Origin of the sequence: Streptomyces sp. NPDC001508 (genome assembly GCF_040298665.1) — a bacterium.
Lineage (GTDB): Bacteria > Actinomycetota > Actinomycetes > Streptomycetales > Streptomycetaceae > Streptomyces.
This window is the reverse complement of the sequence record NZ_JBEPAP010000041.1, coordinates 29,980-44,971: the sequence shown is the minus strand read 5'-3', so window position 1 is coordinate 44,971 and position 14,992 is coordinate 29,980. Positions and strand designations below refer to the sequence as shown.

At 71.6% G+C, this 14,992-nt stretch carries 15 protein-coding genes; 5 read left to right on the top strand and 10 right to left on the bottom strand.

Going from position 1 to position 14,992, the window contains the following annotated elements; all coding sequences use genetic code 11:
- Positions 1–185: 185 nt before the first annotated feature.
- Positions 186–737 carry a VanZ family protein gene (locus ABT245_RS30080; RefSeq protein ID WP_351739379.1) on the top strand — a complete coding sequence of 184 codons (552 nt, stop codon included), beginning with the start codon at positions 186–188 and terminating at the stop codon, positions 735–737.
- A gap of 95 nt (positions 738–832) precedes the next feature.
- A complete protein-coding gene (locus ABT245_RS30075; protein ID WP_351739376.1) occupies positions 833–1,036 on the top strand; it encodes a PspC domain-containing protein in 204 nt (67 codons plus the stop codon).
- A 184-nt stretch (positions 1,037–1,220) separates the two neighbouring features.
- Here the strand turns inward: ABT245_RS30075 and ABT245_RS30070 are convergent, their stop codons facing one another.
- Both ABT245_RS30070 and ABT245_RS30065 read right to left on the bottom strand, forming a co-directional pair.
- Positions 1,221–1,574 (bottom strand): ATP-binding protein, encoded by a 354-nt coding sequence (locus ABT245_RS30070; RefSeq protein ID WP_351739373.1) that lies wholly within the window; start codon positions 1,572–1,574, stop codon positions 1,221–1,223.
- A 138-nt stretch (positions 1,575–1,712) separates the two neighbouring features.
- Positions 1,713–2,876 (bottom strand): adenosine deaminase, encoded by a 1,164-nt coding sequence (locus tag ABT245_RS30065; RefSeq protein WP_351739370.1) that lies wholly within the window; start codon positions 2,874–2,876, stop codon positions 1,713–1,715.
- Between the two features lie 113 nt (positions 2,877–2,989).
- On the opposite strand from ABT245_RS30065, the gene ABT245_RS30060 reads away from it, so the two are divergent.
- Positions 2,990–3,754, top strand: coding sequence for an alpha/beta hydrolase family protein (locus ABT245_RS30060; RefSeq protein ID WP_351739367.1), 765 nt, complete (start codon positions 2,990–2,992; stop codon positions 3,752–3,754).
- Between the two features lie 112 nt (positions 3,755–3,866).
- Here ABT245_RS30060 and ABT245_RS30055 read toward each other — a convergent pair whose 3' ends face one another.
- Complete coding sequence (locus ABT245_RS30055; RefSeq protein WP_351739364.1) at positions 3,867–4,826, bottom strand: LysR family transcriptional regulator; 960 nt, start codon at positions 4,824–4,826, stop codon at positions 3,867–3,869.
- Between the two features lie 63 nt (positions 4,827–4,889).
- Here ABT245_RS30055 and ABT245_RS30050 point away from each other — a divergent pair, with 63 nt between their 5' ends.
- Both ABT245_RS30050 and ABT245_RS30045 read left to right on the top strand, forming a co-directional pair.
- Entirely contained in the window at positions 4,890–6,203 is a 1,314-nt protein-coding gene (locus ABT245_RS30050) for an MFS transporter (protein ID WP_351739362.1), read from the top strand.
- An 843-nt stretch (positions 6,204–7,046) separates the two neighbouring features.
- On the top strand, positions 7,047–8,060 hold the full coding sequence (locus tag ABT245_RS30045) for a sigma-70 family RNA polymerase sigma factor (RefSeq protein WP_351739359.1): 1,014 nt from the start codon (positions 7,047–7,049) through the stop codon (positions 8,058–8,060).
- Here the strand turns inward: ABT245_RS30045 and ABT245_RS30040 are convergent.
- The 7 genes from ABT245_RS30040 to ABT245_RS30010 all read right to left on the bottom strand — a co-directional run bounded on the left by ABT245_RS30040 (position 7,944) and on the right by ABT245_RS30010 (position 14,766).
- A complete protein-coding gene (locus ABT245_RS30040; RefSeq protein WP_351739356.1) occupies positions 7,944–8,276 on the bottom strand; it encodes an STAS domain-containing protein in 333 nt (110 codons plus the stop codon). The two genes, ABT245_RS30045 and ABT245_RS30040, sit on opposite strands and share 117 nt — an antisense overlap.
- An 83-nt stretch (positions 8,277–8,359) precedes the next feature.
- Positions 8,360–8,944, bottom strand: coding sequence for a Uma2 family endonuclease (locus tag ABT245_RS30035; protein ID WP_351739353.1), 585 nt, complete (start codon positions 8,942–8,944; stop codon positions 8,360–8,362).
- A gap of 95 nt (positions 8,945–9,039) precedes the next feature.
- Positions 9,040–10,323 carry a thymidine phosphorylase gene (locus ABT245_RS30030; protein ID WP_351739351.1) on the bottom strand — a complete coding sequence of 428 codons (1,284 nt, stop codon included), beginning with the start codon at positions 10,321–10,323 and terminating at the stop codon, positions 9,040–9,042.
- Positions 10,324–10,389: 66 nt separating this feature from the next.
- A complete protein-coding gene (locus ABT245_RS30025) occupies positions 10,390–10,791 on the bottom strand; it encodes a cytidine deaminase (RefSeq protein ID WP_351739349.1) in 402 nt (133 codons plus the stop codon).
- A complete protein-coding gene (locus ABT245_RS30020) occupies positions 10,788–12,050 on the bottom strand; it encodes an ABC transporter permease (RefSeq protein ID WP_351739346.1) in 1,263 nt (420 codons plus the stop codon). Before ABT245_RS30020 ends, ABT245_RS30025 begins: the two co-directional genes overlap by 4 nt.
- On the bottom strand, positions 12,047–13,171 hold the full coding sequence (locus ABT245_RS30015; RefSeq protein ID WP_351739343.1) for an ABC transporter permease: 1,125 nt from the start codon (positions 13,169–13,171) through the stop codon (positions 12,047–12,049). The genes ABT245_RS30020 and ABT245_RS30015 overlap by 4 nt, the downstream gene beginning before the upstream one ends.
- Complete coding sequence (locus ABT245_RS30010; protein WP_351739340.1) at positions 13,168–14,766, bottom strand: ABC transporter ATP-binding protein; 1,599 nt, start codon at positions 14,764–14,766, stop codon at positions 13,168–13,170. Before ABT245_RS30010 ends, ABT245_RS30015 begins: the two co-directional genes overlap by 4 nt.
- Positions 14,767–14,992 lie beyond the last annotated feature (226 nt).

Below are 14,992 nucleotides of genomic sequence, written 5' to 3'. Positions count from 1 at the left end.
ACACCACAGGCCCACCACCCAGGCGTGCCCCCAGACCCCATGGGCGTATCACACACTCGACGGGCCACCGGGGGGCGACCGGTCCAAGGGATGCGGCATCGGTGCCGTTGATGTGTCGCACGCCTCACCGGCCCGTGCGGGGGCGATCCGGAACCGATCGTGCGCGGGGGCGCGTCTAGGGGGGCGTGCAGCGTCAAGGCTCCATCGGCGGCAGCGCCGCGATCCGCATCCGGGTGACAGGGGGTGTCCTCCTCGTCGCCCATCTCACGCTCGTCGCCTGGCTGATGCTGCGCCCGCTGAACGTCCCCTGGGTGATGCCCGCCAACCTGCACCCGCTCGCCGGTATCCGGGCCGATCTGGCCCTGGGCTGGCCCGAGGCGGCCCGGCCGATCGGCGAGGGGGTCGCCCTGCTCGCGCCGCTGGGCGTGCTGCTGCCGATGGTGCACGGCCGGCTCACCGTCTCCCCGCTCGCCTCCCTGATCCGTACGGCGGCGGCGGGCGCCCTGCTCTCGCTGGGCATCGCCCTGTTGCAGACCGGGGTGCCGGGCCGGGTCGTGGACGTGGACTCGCTGCTGCTGAACACGGTGGGCGTGGCGCTGGCGCATCTCGCCGTGGTCCCCGCGGGCCGCTTCTGGCTCCGCCGCAGGGGCGAGCGCGTACGGCGTACGCCCCTCCATCAGGAGGAAGCGGCTCAGGGCCGGACCCCGACGATTCCCAGGGTCGGCATCGCACCGTAGAGCGACGCCCCGCCGCCCACCGCTCCGTACCGTTGCAGTCAGTTGGGCAGCCGAGCCCACACACCACCGGTGTCACGTCAAGAAGGAGTGGTGAGATGACTGCCCTCGCCCGCCCCACCCACGGCCGCGTGCTCGGCGGAGTGTGCGCAGCGCTGGCACGGCGCTTCGACACCTCCGCGACGACGATGCGGGTGATCTTCCTGGTCTCCTGCCTGCTGCCGGGCCCGCAGTTCCTGCTCTACCTCGCCCTGTGGATCCTGCTGCCCTCGGAGGGGAAGTCCCGGTCGGCGGCCTGGTAGCCGCCCGACGCGCTCCGAGCGCGAAGAACGCGGTCCGAGCCGAAGAACGCCGTCCGAGCGCGAACAACGCCGTGAAGCCGTCCGAGCGCGAGAACGCCGTGAAGCCGTCCGAGCGCGAGAACGCCGTCGGAGCGCACCCCGGGAGGAGGGGGTGTGCTCCGACGGCGCGTCGTGGAGGTGCGGCTCAGCCGAGCGGGATCCCGTTCACCGGCAGGCCGTGCGTGGGCAGGCCCTGCACCGGCAGTCCGCCGAGCAGGCCGCCGACCGGAGCGGTCGGGCCCTGGGCGAGCACCTTCTGGGCGGCGGGCTGGGCGGCGGCCAGTCCGGCGCCGACGGCGGACTGCCCCTGGGCGAGCGCCGTACCCGCACCCGGCAGCGCCGAGGCGACGTTCTCGGCCGGCAGCGTCCGGGTGATGCCGTCGAGCGCCTGGGTGGCGTCCGGGACGGCCGGGGCCGCGTCGGCGGCACCCGCGCCGGCCGCGGCGAAGGCGGCACCGAGGGCGGCGACACCGAGGGTCTTGACAGCAGACTGCTTCATGGGGAATGCGTCCTTGCATGCGATGACGGGGTTCAGCGGTCCCCGACCGTAAACACGGCGCACCGCCCGCCGCAAACATCGAAATGCGGACGGATGGTGAAGCCCGCCCCCGTTCCGCGCACCGCCCAGCGGGTGTATTCAGCCCTCCCGAGCGGCAGAACCGCTGGTGGAAGCGGTCTGCCGGAACAGCCATTCGGATTTCAGCTCGGCATATCCGGGCTTGACGACGTCATTGATCATGGCCAGTCGTTCATCGAAAGGAATGAACGCTGATTTCATCGCATTGACGGAGAACCACTGGATGTCGTCGAGCGTGTAACCGAATGCCTCGACAAGGTGCTCGAATTCCCGGCTCATGCTGGTGTGCGACATCAGCCGGTTGTCCGTGTTCACGGTGGCCCGGAAGTGCAGCCGGCGCAGCAGCCCGATCGGGTGCTCGGCGTAGGAGGCGGCGGCTCCGGTCTGCAGGTTGGAGCTGGGGCACAGTTCCAGCGGGATGCGCTTGTCCCGCACATACGAGGCGAGCCGTCCGAGCCGCACCGAGCCGTCCTCGTCGACCTGGATGTCGTCGATGATCCGCACCCCGTGCCCGAGCCGGTCGGCGCCGCACCACTGGAGGGCCTGCCAGATGGACGGCAGCCCGAAGGCCTCGCCGGCGTGGATGGTGAAGTGGTTGTTCTCGCGCTTGAGGTACTCGAACGCGTCGAGGTGCCGGGTGGGCGGGTAGCCGGCCTCGGCGCCCGCGATGTCGAAGCCGACGACGCCCAGGTCCCGGTAGCGGTTGGCGAGTTCGGCGATCTCCAGGGCGCGGGCGGCGTGCCGCATGGCGGTGAGCAGGGCGCCGACCCGGATGCGGTGGCCGCTCTCCCGGGCGAGCGCCTCGCCCTGCCGGAAGCCCTCGTTGACGGCCTCGACCACCTCCTCCAGGCTGAGCCCGCCCTCCAGATGCTGCTCGGGGGCGTAGCGCACCTCGGCGTAGACGACGCCGTCGACGGCCAGGTCCTCGGCGCACTCGCGGGCGACGCGGATCAGCGCGTCGCGGGTCTGCATCACACCCACGGTGTGCGAGAAGGTCTCCAGATACCGCTCGAGGGAGCCGGAGTCGGCGGCCTCACGGAACCAGATGCCGAGCTTGTCGGGGTCGGTCTCGGGAAGCTGGGAATAGCCGGCTTCCCGGGCGAGGTCGACGACGGTGTCGGGGCGCAGGCCGCCGTCGAGGTGGTCGTGCAGCAGGACCTTGGGGGCGCGGCGGATCTGGTCCGGTGTCGGCACGTTCCCGGTCGGTGAAGTCTGGCTCGTCATTTCCGCACTCTAACTCCTACGCGCGTAGATCACGCGTCGCGGGCTGCCGTCGATACGCAACGGTGACCGCACGGAAGGGTCGCGTACACCGGTCCTTCTGACACTGTTCTGCCATGGCACAGCAACTGACGCCGGTGCGAACAGCCAGACTGGGAAGGGCAGTCGGCCGGGAGCCGACGGCGGTGAGCGGGGCGGTGCTGATCCTGCCCGGCGGGGAGGAGGTCTCCGCTCGCAGGCCCTCGCCCGTGTGGGCGACGTCGTTCGTCCGCGCGCTCGGCCGAACGCTCGCCCGGGCGGGCCGCGGCGAGGGCCTGGCGATTCACGCCGTGCACTACCGCTACCGCGGCTGGAACGGCAGCGAGGCGCATCTGGCGGGGGACGCGTCCTGGGCGGTCGACGAGGTCGTACGCCGCTACGGCGATGTGCCGGTGTGCCTGGTCGGGGTCGGTATGGGCGGCCGGGCGGCGCTGCGCGCGGGCGGCCACGAGGCGGTCGACTCCGTTGTGGCCATCGCCCCTTGGCTGCCCGAGGAGGACGTGGCGGCGCCCCCGGAGCCGGTGCGGCAACTGGTGGGGCGGCGGGTGCTGATCGTGCACGGCACGAACGACGAGCGGACCGACCCGGAGCTGTCGTTCCGGCTGGCCGCCCGGGCGAAGAAGGCCAACCGGGAGGTGTGCCGGTTCGAGGTGCACTCCGACGGGCACGGGCTGCACCAGCACCGGGACGAAGTACTGGCGCTCGTCGCGGACTTCGCGATGGGGGCGCTGTTCGGGCACGCGCTGTCCCGCCCCGTGGAGGACGCCCTGGCCGCACCCCCGCCCATCGGCCTGCGCATGCCCCTCGCCACCGGCTTCGGCCGCTCCCTGCGCCGGATCTGACCCGACTCCGCGCCGACCGGCTCCCCTCCCCTACCTCCTGGTGACGGGGCCGCCGCTGGGCGTGGGTGTGCTCGCCGGTCGTTGCGTGCCCGGCCGGCGGCGGTGGGTGCGGTCAGGGCAGCAGGCTGCCGCGTTTGGACAGGAGGAACTTCTTGAACGCGGCCACCGGTGGGGTGTCCGGGTGGCCGTCCAGCCAGGCCACGCCGATCTCCCGTACCGCGCGGGGGGCCGTCACCGTCAGTTCGACGACGCCGGGGCGCGGGACCGCGGGCGGTGGCAGAAGGGCCACTCCGAGCCCCGCCGCCACCAGCCCCCGAAGGGTCTCCGCCTCCTCGCCCTCGAAGGCGATCCGCGGCTTGAAGCCGGCCTCCTTGCACACGGCGTCGGTGATACGGCGCAGGCCGTAGCCGGGTTCCAGGGTGACGAAGACCTCGTCGGCGGCCTCCGCGAGCCGGATCCGGCGGCGGCCCGCGACAGGGTGGTCGGCGGGCACGACCAGGCGGAGCCGCTGCTCGTCCAGGCGGCGCGCCACCAGATCCGGGGCGTCGGGGACCGGCGAGGTCAGACAGAGGTCGAGTTCACCCGCGCGCAACCGCTCCAGCATGGCCTCGCCGTAGTTCTGCACCAGGCTGAAGCGCACGCGCGGATGATCGGCGCGGAACGCGTGGATGAGGCCGGGGACCGTCTCGGCGCCCATGGTGTGCAGAAAACCGAAGGCGACCTTGCCGGAGGCCGGGTCGGCGTCGGCGCGCACCTCGTCGGCGGCCCGCCCGATCTCGGCCAGGGCGCGTTCGACGGAGGTGAGGAAGGTGCGGCCGGCCGGGGTCAGCGAGAGGGTGCGGCCGCGGCGGGCGAAGAGGTCGACGCCGAGGTCCTGTTCGAGGCGGACCATGGCCCGGGACAGGGTGGACTGCGGGACCTGCGCCTCCAGCGCGGCCCGCGTCACATGCTCGGTACGGGCGACCGCGGCGAAGTAGGCGAGCCGCGGGGCGAGCAGCCGCGCCATGTCGGTCATGTCTTCTGTGTCACTGAACGGTGACATACGAGGCTGTGGCCTTTGCTGATGCACCATGGGAACGATTATGCCGATTCCATGCATTGGACGGATCAGCGGCGGGCTCCGTAGCTTCGAAGCATGTCTCCCGCCAGTACCGGGGCGTCCACCGACGTGGACGCCGCCCCGCCCGTGTCCGCCGCCGTGTCCGCCGCCGCTCCCGTCGTCGACGACTCCGACTCCCGTCTCACCCCGGGCGGCCCCGGCTACCGCCGGATGAGCCTCGCTCTCTTCCTCGCCGGTGTCGCGACCTTCGCGCTCCTGTACTCCACTCAGGCCCTGCTGCCGCTCATCTCCGGCGAGTTCGGGGTCGCGGCGAGCGAGGCGAGCTGGACGGTGGCCGCCGCGACCGGCGGCCTGGCACTGTTCGTGCTGCCGATGAGCGCCCTGTCGGAACGTTTCGGCCGTCGTACGGTGATGACGGCATCGCTGGCGGTGGCGGTGTCGGTCGGCGTGCTGGTCCCGTTCGCCCCCTCGCTGGGCGCACTGGTGGCGCTGCGGGCGGTGCAGGGCGCGGCGCTGGCCGGGCTGCCCGCCTCGGCGACGGCGTACCTCGCCGAGGAGGTCCGGCCGCGGGCGCTGGTCACGGCGATCGGGCTGTTCGTCGCGGGCAACAGCGTCGGCGGGATGAGCGGCCGGGTCATCACCGGCTGGGTCGCCCAGGAGTGGGGCTGGCGGGTCGCGGTCGGCGTGATCGGCGTGATCGCGGTGGGCTGCGCGGTGGCGTTCCGGATGCTGCTGCCGACGCCGCGGCACTTCAAGGCCGGCTCGCTGCGGCCGCGGGTCCTCGCCCATGCGGTCCGCGACCACCTGGCCGACCCGCTGCTGCGCCGTCTGTACGCGATCGGCGCGCTGTTCATGACGGTGTTCGGCGGCGTGTACACGGTGATCGGCTACCGGCTGACGGAGGCGCCGTTCGGGCTGCCGCAGGGCATCGTCGGCTCGATCTTCCTGGTGTACCTGGTCGGCACCGTGTCGGCGTCGACGGCGGGCCGGCTGGTCGTGCGCCTCGGCCGGCGGGGCGCCCTGTACCTGGCGGGCGGCACGACCGCGGCCGGTCTGCTGCTGTCGCTGGCGCCCTCGCTCCCCCTGGTCCTGCTGGGCCTCGTGCTGATCACGGCGGGCTTCTTCGCGGGGCACGCGGTGGCGTCCTCCGCGGTCGGCAAGACGGCGACGCACGGCCGGGCGCAGGCCGCGGCGCTGTACCAGTCGGCGTACTACATCGGCTCCAGCGCGGGCAGCACCGTGGGCGCCATCGCCTTCCACGCGAACGGCTGGGCCGGGACGGTCGGGGTCGGGGTACTCGCGGTCCTCGGCGTCGTGACGATCACGGCCTTCGGCTCCCGAGCGGCCCGACTCGCCACCCGGACCGAGCCGCTTCCAGCCGTTCGCTGAACCCGCCCCCGCCCCGCCCGCCCCGGGGCCACCGGCCCCGGCACACGAGCGCGGACGACGATCCCCGGCACGGGAGGGTGGGCAGCGGCCCCCGGCACACGAGCGTGGGCAGCGACCCCCGGCACACGAGGGTGGGCGGCGAGCCCCGGCACGGGAGGCAGCGAACCCCGGCACGCGAGCGTGGCTGGCGCCCCCCGGCACGCGAGCGCGGGCAGCGAACCCCGGCACGGTGGGTGACGACCCCCGGCACGGGAGGGCGGGCAGCGGCCCCCCGCACGGGAGGGCGGGCGGCGACCCCGGCACACGAGCGCGGGCGGCGAGCCCCGGCACGGGAGCGTGGGCAGCGACCCTCGGCACGCGAGCGCGGGCAGCGAGCGCCGGCACGTGGGGGTCCGCGGTCCCTGACTGTGGGAGTGGGCGGCCCTGGCCCATGTGCGGGCGGGCACGGTCGCGCTTGGAAATCGGTGCCCAGCAGCATGGGAACTTCCGCGCGTGAGTGTGGGCGCCCCCGCGCGTGAGGATGGGCTGACCCGCTCATGAGCATCACCGGCCAGACCCGGGCGGCCCCCGCGCGTAAAGGCGGGCCATCCCGGCGGGCGGTCCCGGCCGCGTGATGATGGGCGCGCTCCGTGCGCGCGCCGGCGCGTTGCCCCCGCCCCCCTTCCGAGCCCGTCGCGGTGCCCGGTCCCGGGTGGTTGTCAGTAAGGCAATCTTTTCGAAACGAATCGGTCTGACCTGGGCGTTTATTGGCTCGGGGGGCCGTTGTCAGTGGGCTGCTGTAGCTTCCGGAGTGCTGGGGCGCAAGGGTGCGCGAACAGGAACGGCCACAGGGGTGGGTGGACGATGAGCGACAACACCGCGACGACGGATCTCGACGTCGCACTGGAGAAGCACCGGGTCGAGCTGACCGGCTACTGCTACCGCATGCTCGGGTCCTCCTTCGAGGCCGAGGACGCCGTACAGGACACCCTGGTCCGCGCCTGGCGGAGCTACGCGAAGTTCGAGGGCCGCTCCAGCCTCCGCTCCTGGCTGTACCGGATCGCGACGAACGTCTGCCTGGACATGCTGACGGCGGGCAACAAGCGGGCGCGGCCCATGGACCTGACCGGCGCGACGCCGCTCGCCCAGGCGGCCCTCACCCCCCGCCCGGACAACACCTGGCTGGAGCCGATGCCGGACGCCCGTGTACTGCCCACCGTCGACGACCCGGCGGAGGCCGCCGTCGCCAAGGAATCGGTCCGGCTGGCCTTCATGGCCGCCCTGCAGCAACTGCCGCCCAAGCAGCGGGCGGTGCTGATCCTGCGCGAGGTGCTGGCCTGGAGGGCGAGCGAGGTCGCCGAACTGCTCGGCACCACGGTGGCGTCCGTGAACAGCGCGTTGCAGCGGGCCCGCGCGACGCTCGCCGAGCGGGCGGGACAGGGCGCGGACGCGGCCGTCTCCGACCCGCTCGACGAGGAGCAGCAAAGACTCCTGGAGCGCTATGTGAAGGCGTTCGAGGGGTACGACATGGCGGCGCTCACCGCCCTGCTCCACGAGGACGCCGTCATGACGATGCCGCCGTTCGACCTGTGGCTGAGCGGCCCGGCCGACATGACCGGCTTCATGACCACCCTCGGCGCCTCCTGCGCGGGTTCCCGCCTGCGGAGGGTCGAGGCCAACGGCCTGCCGGCCTTCGCGCACTACAAGCCGGACCCGGAGAAGGGCGGTTTCATCCCCTGGGCGGTGCAGGTGCTGGAGGTGTCAGAGGGCCGTATCACCGGTCTGCACTGCTTCCTCGACACCGCCCGCTGGTTCCCCCTGTTCGACCTGCCGCTCCATCTGGAAGCGGAGGCCGACGAGGTCGAGGAGGGCGCGTAGCGCGGGGTCGGCGGCCCGCAGCCGGGTCCGTCCGCCGGCTCTGCGGGCGGTCAGTTCCAGCCGGGCCAGCAGATCCACCGCCCAGAGCCCCGGAGGTCCGAGCCCGCCCACGTCCACGACGACGATCCCGGACCCGCTGACCTCCAGCAGCCCTCGCAGGTCGGCGCAGAGCCCCGTCACCTCGTCCCGGGCGACGGGGCCGGTCAGCACGAGCACGGCCGGTGTCCTGGCATCCACGTACTGTCAGACCGCCGGAACCCCCTCAACTCATCGGCGCCCAGGGGCGTTACCGCGCGGCCCTACTCGGCCGGGAACTCGCCGGTGTCGATCGTGACGCCGAACGGCTCAGGCAGCGTGACGGGATCACCGAACTTCAGGCCGCTCAGAACCCGGTAGACCTCGCCCTTCGGCTCTCCGTAGAGCGTCACGGTGGGACCGCCGGGAGCCCAAGGGTCGACGAGCAGGTAGAGAGGGATGCCCGCGGTGGCGTAGGCGGCGGGTTTGGTGACGCGGTCGTGGCGGGCGTTGGACTTGGAGGTCACCTCGACAACCAGTTCGGCCAGGGCGGCTGGGATGTGAGAGTCCGCCTCCAGGCAATCCTGGACGGGAGCCACCACCAGGTCCGGGATGAGCATGCCCATGCGTGACGGTACGGCGATCGCCAGTGTCTGAAAGATCCCCCAGTCCTCGGGGATCACGGAGTACAGGCGACGCTGGATACGTTCCGCGATCACGTTGTGACGGGACGCGGGAGAAGGTGACACGGTGATGATCCCCTCGATGATCTCCACCTTGCTGCCCTCGGGCCATTCCATCTCCTCCCAGTACCGAACGAGGTCGTCCCAGGTCTGGTCAGGGTTCTGGCTGACGGTGAGTGCGCTCATGGCGGTCTCCAATCGGTACGTCACCGATCCCAGCATGCCCAATAGGACCTGTGCAGGTCCACCGATCCCGTTCACCCGAACGGGGAAACCGCAGGTCAGTCGATACGTTCCAGCACCACGGGGGACGCAGTGAAGGCCGTACCCGGTGCCGCGATGTCGTAGGAACCCTCCACCGCCCGGAGCGCGTACGCGAAGCGTTCCGGGGTGTCCGTGTGCAGGGTCAGCAGGGGCTGGCCCGCGGTCACCTCGTCGCCCGGCTTGGCGTGCAGTTCGACGCCCGCCGCCGCCTGCACCGGGTCCTCCTTACGGGCGCGGCCCGCGCCGAGGCGCCAGGCGGCGACGCCGATGTCATAGGCGTCGAGGCGGGTGAGGACACCGCCGGCCGGGGCGGTGACGATGTGCTGTTCGCGCGATGTGGGCAGCGGGGCGTCGGGGTCGCCGCCCTGGGCCGCGATCATCCGGCGCCAGACGTCCATGGCGGAGCCGTCGGCCAGGGCCTTGGCCGGGTCGGCGTCCGTGATGCCCGCCGCGGCCAGCATCTCCCGGGCCAGGGCGAGGGTCAGCTCCACCACGTCCGCGGGTCCGCCGCCGGCCAGCACCTCGACGGACTCGCGGACCTCGAGGGCGTTGCCGGCCGTGCGGCCGAGCGGGGTCGCCATGTCCGTCAGGAGCGCGATGGTCCGCACCCCGTGGTCGGTGCCGAGGCCGACCATGGTCGAGGCCAGCTCGCGGGCGTCCTCGATGGTCTTCATGAAGGCGCCGGTGCCCACCTTGACGTCCAGCACGAGCGAGCCGGTGCCCTCGGCGATCTTCTTCGACATGATGGAGGAGGCGATCAGGGGGATCGCCTCGACGGTGGCGGTGACATCCCGCAGCGCGTACAGCTTCTTGTCCGCGGGGGCCAGGCCGTCGCCCGCCGCGCAGATCACCGCGCCGGTGGTGTCGAGGACGTCCAGCATCTCCTCGTTGGAGAGCAGCGCCCGCCAGCCGGGGATGGACTCCAGCTTGTCGAGGGTGCCGCCGGTGTGGCCGAGGCCGCGGCCGGACAGCTGGGGCACGGCGGCCCCGCAGGCCGCCACCAGCGGCGCCAGCGGCAGCGTGATCTTGTCGCCGACGCCGCCGGTGGAGTGCTTGTCGGCGGTCGGGCGGGACAGCGAGGAGAAGTCCATGCGCTCGCCGGAGGCGATCATCGCGGCGGTCCAGCGGGCGATCTCCCGCCGGTTCATGCCGTTGAGCAGGATGGCCATGGCGAGCGCGGACATCTGCTCGTCGGCAACCTCCCCGCGGGTGTAGGCGTCGATGACCCAGTCGATCTGCTCGTCGGTCAGCTCTCCGCGGTCCCGCTTGGTGCGGATGACGGAGACGGCGTCCATGGCCATGGCCTTCCTTCCGGAGTTGCGCAGGAGTGCGGCCCCCTGAGCGAAGTCGAAGGGGCCGCACGGGAGTTACTTGGTGAGGTGGTCGGGGCCGAATGCCTGGGGCAGCATCCGGGACAGCGGCAGGACGCCCTCGGGGGTGTCCAGGAGCAGGCCGGACCCGCCGAACTCGTACAGCAGCTGGCGGCAGCGGCCGCACGGCACGAGCAGCGCGCCCGTGCCGTCCACGCAGGTGAAGTGTGTGAGCCGGCCGCCCCCGGTGCGCCGTAGTTCGGAGACAAGGCCGCACTCGGCGCACAGGCCGAGACCGTAGGAGGCGTTCTCGACGTTGCAGCCGGAGACCGTGCGCCCGTCGTCGACCAGGGCCGCCGCCCCGACGGGGTAGCCCGAGTAGGGGGCGTATGCGTGGGTCATGGCCTCCCGTGCCTCGGCGCGCAGCGCCTCCCAGTCGACGGCGGCGGGCCCGGTCACTTGCCCTGTCCCTTCCGGTACGGCAGACCGTCCGCCTTCGGCATCCGCAGGGACTGCGCGGACAGCGACAGCACGAGCAGGGTGACGAGGTAGGGGGTGGCGGTGACGAGCTGGCGCGGCACCTCGTTGGTGGTGGCGTACCAGACGAACATCAGGGCCGCGACCACGGCGGTGACGACGGCCGGTACGTACCTCTTCTTCCAGGCGAGGTAGGCCGCGCCGAACACCAGCAGGATGGCGAGGAGCAGGATCAGCGCGTGCACGTTCACCGTGCCGCCGCGCAGATTGAGGCTGTCGGTGTAGCCGAACAGGCCGGCGCCCAGCGCGAGACCGCCCGGCATCCAGTTGCCGAAGATCATCGCGGCGAGGCCGATGTAGCCGCGGCCGGCGGTCTGGCCGTCGAGGTAGACGTTCGAGGCGACGATGGACAGGAACGCGCCGCCGAGGCCCGCGAAGCCGCCCGAGATGATCACCGCGATGTACTTGTACTTGTACACGTTGACGCCGAGGGACTCGGCCGCGACCGGGTTCTCGCCGCAGGAGCGCAGCCGCAGACCGAAGGCCGTGCGCCACAGCACCCACCAGCTGAGCGGCACCAGGGCCACCGCGATGACGGTGAGCGGCGACAGATCGGTGACCAGCCCGCCGAGCAGTCCTGCGATGTCCGAGACGAGGAACCAGTGCTTCTGGTTGAGGGTGTCCAGCCAGCCGGACAGGCCGGGGATGTCGAAGCTGCCCAGGGAGCTGATCGGCGGGGACTGCTTGGCGGAGCCCTGCGGCGCGTCGGCGAAGGTGAACTTCGACAGATAGCGGGTGGTGCCGAGGGCGAGGATGTTGAGGGCCACACCGGAGACGATGTGGTTGACGTTGAAGGTGACGGTGGCGATGGCGTGCAGCACGGCCCCGAGGGCACCGCCGATCACGCCGAAGAGCACACCGGCCCACGGGCCCCACTGGTAGCCGGCCCAGGCGCCGAACCAGGTGCCGAGGATCATCATGCCTTCGAGGCCGATGTTGACGACGCCGGAGCGCTCGGCCCACAGGCCGCCGAGGCCCGCGAGGCCGATCGGCACGGCCAGGCGCAGGGCGGTGGACATCTGGCCGGTCGAGGTGATGCCGTCCGCGCCGGTGATGAGGCGGACGATCGAGGTCAGCACCAGGACGCCCGCGATGACCAGCAGGAGTACCGGGAGCGACAGACGGCGGCTGCCCCTGGTGGGCTGCTTCGCCTTCGGCTTCGCGACGGTCGCGGTGCTCATCGGGCCGCCACCTCTTCCTTCTTGACGTTGAGGGCGGCGGCGGCCAGTTCGGCGCCCACCTGGCGCTGCTGGCGGCGCAGACCCCACTGGCGTACGGCCTCGTACGAGATGACGACCGCGAAGACGATCAGGCCCTGCATGATCGTGGCGATCTCCTTCTCGTACGCCACCGGGGTCGCGTAGTCGAGGGCGGGCGAGGCCTTGTCGAGGAAGGCCCACAGCAGGGCGGCGAGGGCGATGCCGCCGGGGTGGTTGCGGCCGAGCAGGGCGATGCCGATGGCGGTGAAGCCGAGACCCGCCGGGAAGCTCAGGCTGTAGGTGTGGGTGTCGCCGAGCAGCAGCGGCAGGCCGGACAGGCCCGCGACCGCGCCGGAGAGCAGCATGGAGGTCAGCACCATCCGCTTTGCGTTGACGCCGGAGGCCGCGGCTGCGGTCTCCGAGGCGCCGGTGGCGCGCAGGTCGAAGCCGAACCGGGTGCGGTTGAGGACGATCCAGTACAGGACGCCCAGCAGCACGGCGAGGAAGACCAGGCCGTAGATCTCGCCGACGTCGGAGCCCAGGTCGATGCCCGGGAACCAGCCGGACTTCTCCATGACGCCGGTCGTCATGTTGTTGCCGACCTGGACGCCCCAGACATCGGCGAGGGTGACATAGCCGATGAGGGAGGTCGCGATGGAGTTCAGCATGATCGTGGCGACGACCTCGCTGACGCCCCGGGTGACCTTCAGGACGCCCGCGATGCCGGCCCAGAAGGCGCCGGTGCACATGGCGACCAGCAGGAGCAGCGGTATCTGCAGGAAGCCCGGCAGGGCGATGTTCGCGCCGACGACGGCGGTCATCACCACGGCGAGCCGGTACTGGCCGTCGACGCCGATGTTGAACAGGTTCATCCGGAAGCCGAGGGCGACCGCGAGGGCGGCGATGTAGTACAGGGACGCCTGGTTGATGATCAGGACCTGGATGTCCGAGTACGGCAGCTGCTCCAGCATCAGCCGGTACGGCTCGAACGGGTTCTTCCCCGAGGCGAGCAGCACGATCGAGGTGAGCGCGATCGCGAGGACGAGCGCGATGACCGGTCCGGCCACCGCGAGGAGCACCCGCTCCTTGTCGAACTTCTTCATCGGGCCTCGTCCTCCGGACCGGCGCTTGCGTGTTCGAGGTGACCGGAGGCGGCACCCGTCATGGCCGAGCCCAGTTCCTCCGGGGTGATGGCGGCCGGGTCGGCGTCCGCGACCAGCCTGCCGTCGTAGATCACCCGCAGGGTGTCCGACAGGCCGATCAGCTCGTCCAGGTCGGCGGAGATCAGCAGCACGGCCAGGCCCTCGCGGCGGGCCTCGCGGATGCGGTCCCAGATCTGCGCCTGGGCGCCGACGTCCACGCCGCGGGTGGGGTGGGCGGCGATCAGGAACTTCGGGTCGTGGCTCATCTCGCGGCCGACGATCAGCTTCTGCTGATTGCCGCCGGACAGGGAGGCCGCGGTGACATCGATGCCGGGGGTGCGGACGTCGTACGCCTCGACGATCCGGCGGGTGTCGGCCTGGGCGCCCTTGGGGTCGAGCCAGAAGCCCTTGGCGTTGGGCTTCTCGGTGACATGGCCGAGGATGCGGTTCTCCCACAGCGTGGATTCCAGCAGCAGGCCCTGGCGGTGGCGGTCCTCGGGGATGTAGCCGACGCCGGACTCGCGGCGCCTGCGGGTGGGCCAGGGGGTGATGTCCTCGCCGAGGAAGCGGATCCGGCCGGAGTCGGCGTTCTTGGTGCCGATCAGCGCGTCGATCAGCTCGGTCTGCCCGTTGCCCTCGACGCCGGCGATGCCCATGACCTCACCGGCGCGGATGGTGAAGGAGACGTCGTCGAGGACGCGTTTGGTCTCGCCCGTGCCCGCGAAGGTGGTGAGCCCGTCGCCGGCGGGCTCGGCCTCCGCGCCGCGGGCGGCGCCGCCGGCATAGACGGTGAGGTTCTCCACCTCCAGCACGACCCGGTCGGTGACGGTGGACTCGGCGGTCTCCGGGGTGGGCAGTTCGCTGCCGACCATCATCTCGGCGAGCTGGCGCGAGGTGGTCTCGGCGGGGATCGCGGTGCCGACCGTCGTACCGCGCCGGATGACGGTGATGTCGTCCGCGACGGACAGCACCTCGCCGAGCTTGTGCGAGATGAAGATGACGGACAGGCCCTCGGCCTTGAGTTCCCGCAGATTGCCGAAGAGCGCGTCGACCTCCTGGGGTACGAGGACGGCGGTGGGCTCGTCGAGGATCAGGATCCTGGCACCGCGGTAGAGGACCTTGAGGATCTCCACGCGCTGCCGGTCCGCGACGCCCAGGTCCTCCACCAGCGCGTCCGGGCGGACGCCCAGGCCGTACCGGTCGGAGATCTCCTTGATCTTCCTGCGGGCGGCGCCGCCGATGCCGTACAGCTTCTCGCTGCCGAGCGCCACGTTCTCCAGGACGGTCAGGTTGTCCGCCAGCATGAAGTGCTGGTGGACCATGCCGATGCCGCGGGCGATGGCGTCGGCGGGGCTGGAGAAGGCGACCTGCTCGCCGTCGACGGAGATGGTGCCCTCGTCCGGCTTCTGCATGCCGTAGAGGATCTTCATCAGGGTCGACTTGCCGGCGCCGTTCTCGCCGACGAGGGCATGCACGGTGCCCTTGTGGACGGTCAGGTGGATGTCGTGGTTGGCGACGACACCCGGGAAGCGTTTGGTGATGCCCGCGAGCTGCACTGCGGCTGTCGTCGGAGCGGTGGGCGGAGGGCTGCTGGACGCGTCGATGGCGCACTCTCCTCAGGAAAGGGGCCGCTCTACGCGCATAGCGCCCCTACTTCAAATAGTGCTCGGCACCGATCGACCTTTTTCACTCGATCCGTTCCGAGCATTCTGCGGTGCGAACGGGGCACGGAGAGGACATCCTCCCCGCACCCCGCTCCATGGCCGTAACGCTGCCATTACA

Excerpts from the sequence above, each read along its gene's own strand:
- ABT245_RS30075 (WP_351739376.1), top strand. The coding sequence starts at position 833 with ATGACTGCCCTCGCCCGCCCCACCCACGGCCGCGTGCTCGGCGGAGTG.
- ABT245_RS30070 (WP_351739373.1), bottom strand. The coding sequence starts at position 1,574 with ATGAAGCAGTCTGCTGTCAAGACCCTCGGTGTCGCCGCCCTCGGTGCC.
- ABT245_RS30065 (WP_351739370.1), bottom strand. The coding sequence starts at position 2,876 with ATGACGAGCCAGACTTCACCGACCGGGAACGTGCCGACACCGGACCAG.
- ABT245_RS30060 (WP_351739367.1), top strand. The coding sequence starts at position 2,990 with ATGGCACAGCAACTGACGCCGGTGCGAACAGCCAGACTGGGAAGGGCA.
- ABT245_RS30055 (WP_351739364.1), bottom strand. The coding sequence starts at position 4,826 with ATGGTGCATCAGCAAAGGCCACAGCCTCGTATGTCACCGTTCAGTGAC.
- ABT245_RS30050 (WP_351739362.1), top strand. The coding sequence starts at position 4,890 with ATGTCTCCCGCCAGTACCGGGGCGTCCACCGACGTGGACGCCGCCCCG.
- ABT245_RS30045 (WP_351739359.1), top strand. The coding sequence starts at position 7,047 with ATGAGCGACAACACCGCGACGACGGATCTCGACGTCGCACTGGAGAAG.
- ABT245_RS30035 (WP_351739353.1), bottom strand. The coding sequence starts at position 8,944 with ATGAGCGCACTCACCGTCAGCCAGAACCCTGACCAGACCTGGGACGAC.
- ABT245_RS30030 (WP_351739351.1), bottom strand. The coding sequence starts at position 10,323 with ATGGCCATGGACGCCGTCTCCGTCATCCGCACCAAGCGGGACCGCGGA.
- ABT245_RS30020 (WP_351739346.1), bottom strand. The coding sequence starts at position 12,050 with ATGAGCACCGCGACCGTCGCGAAGCCGAAGGCGAAGCAGCCCACCAGG.
- ABT245_RS30015 (WP_351739343.1), bottom strand. The coding sequence starts at position 13,171 with ATGAAGAAGTTCGACAAGGAGCGGGTGCTCCTCGCGGTGGCCGGACCG.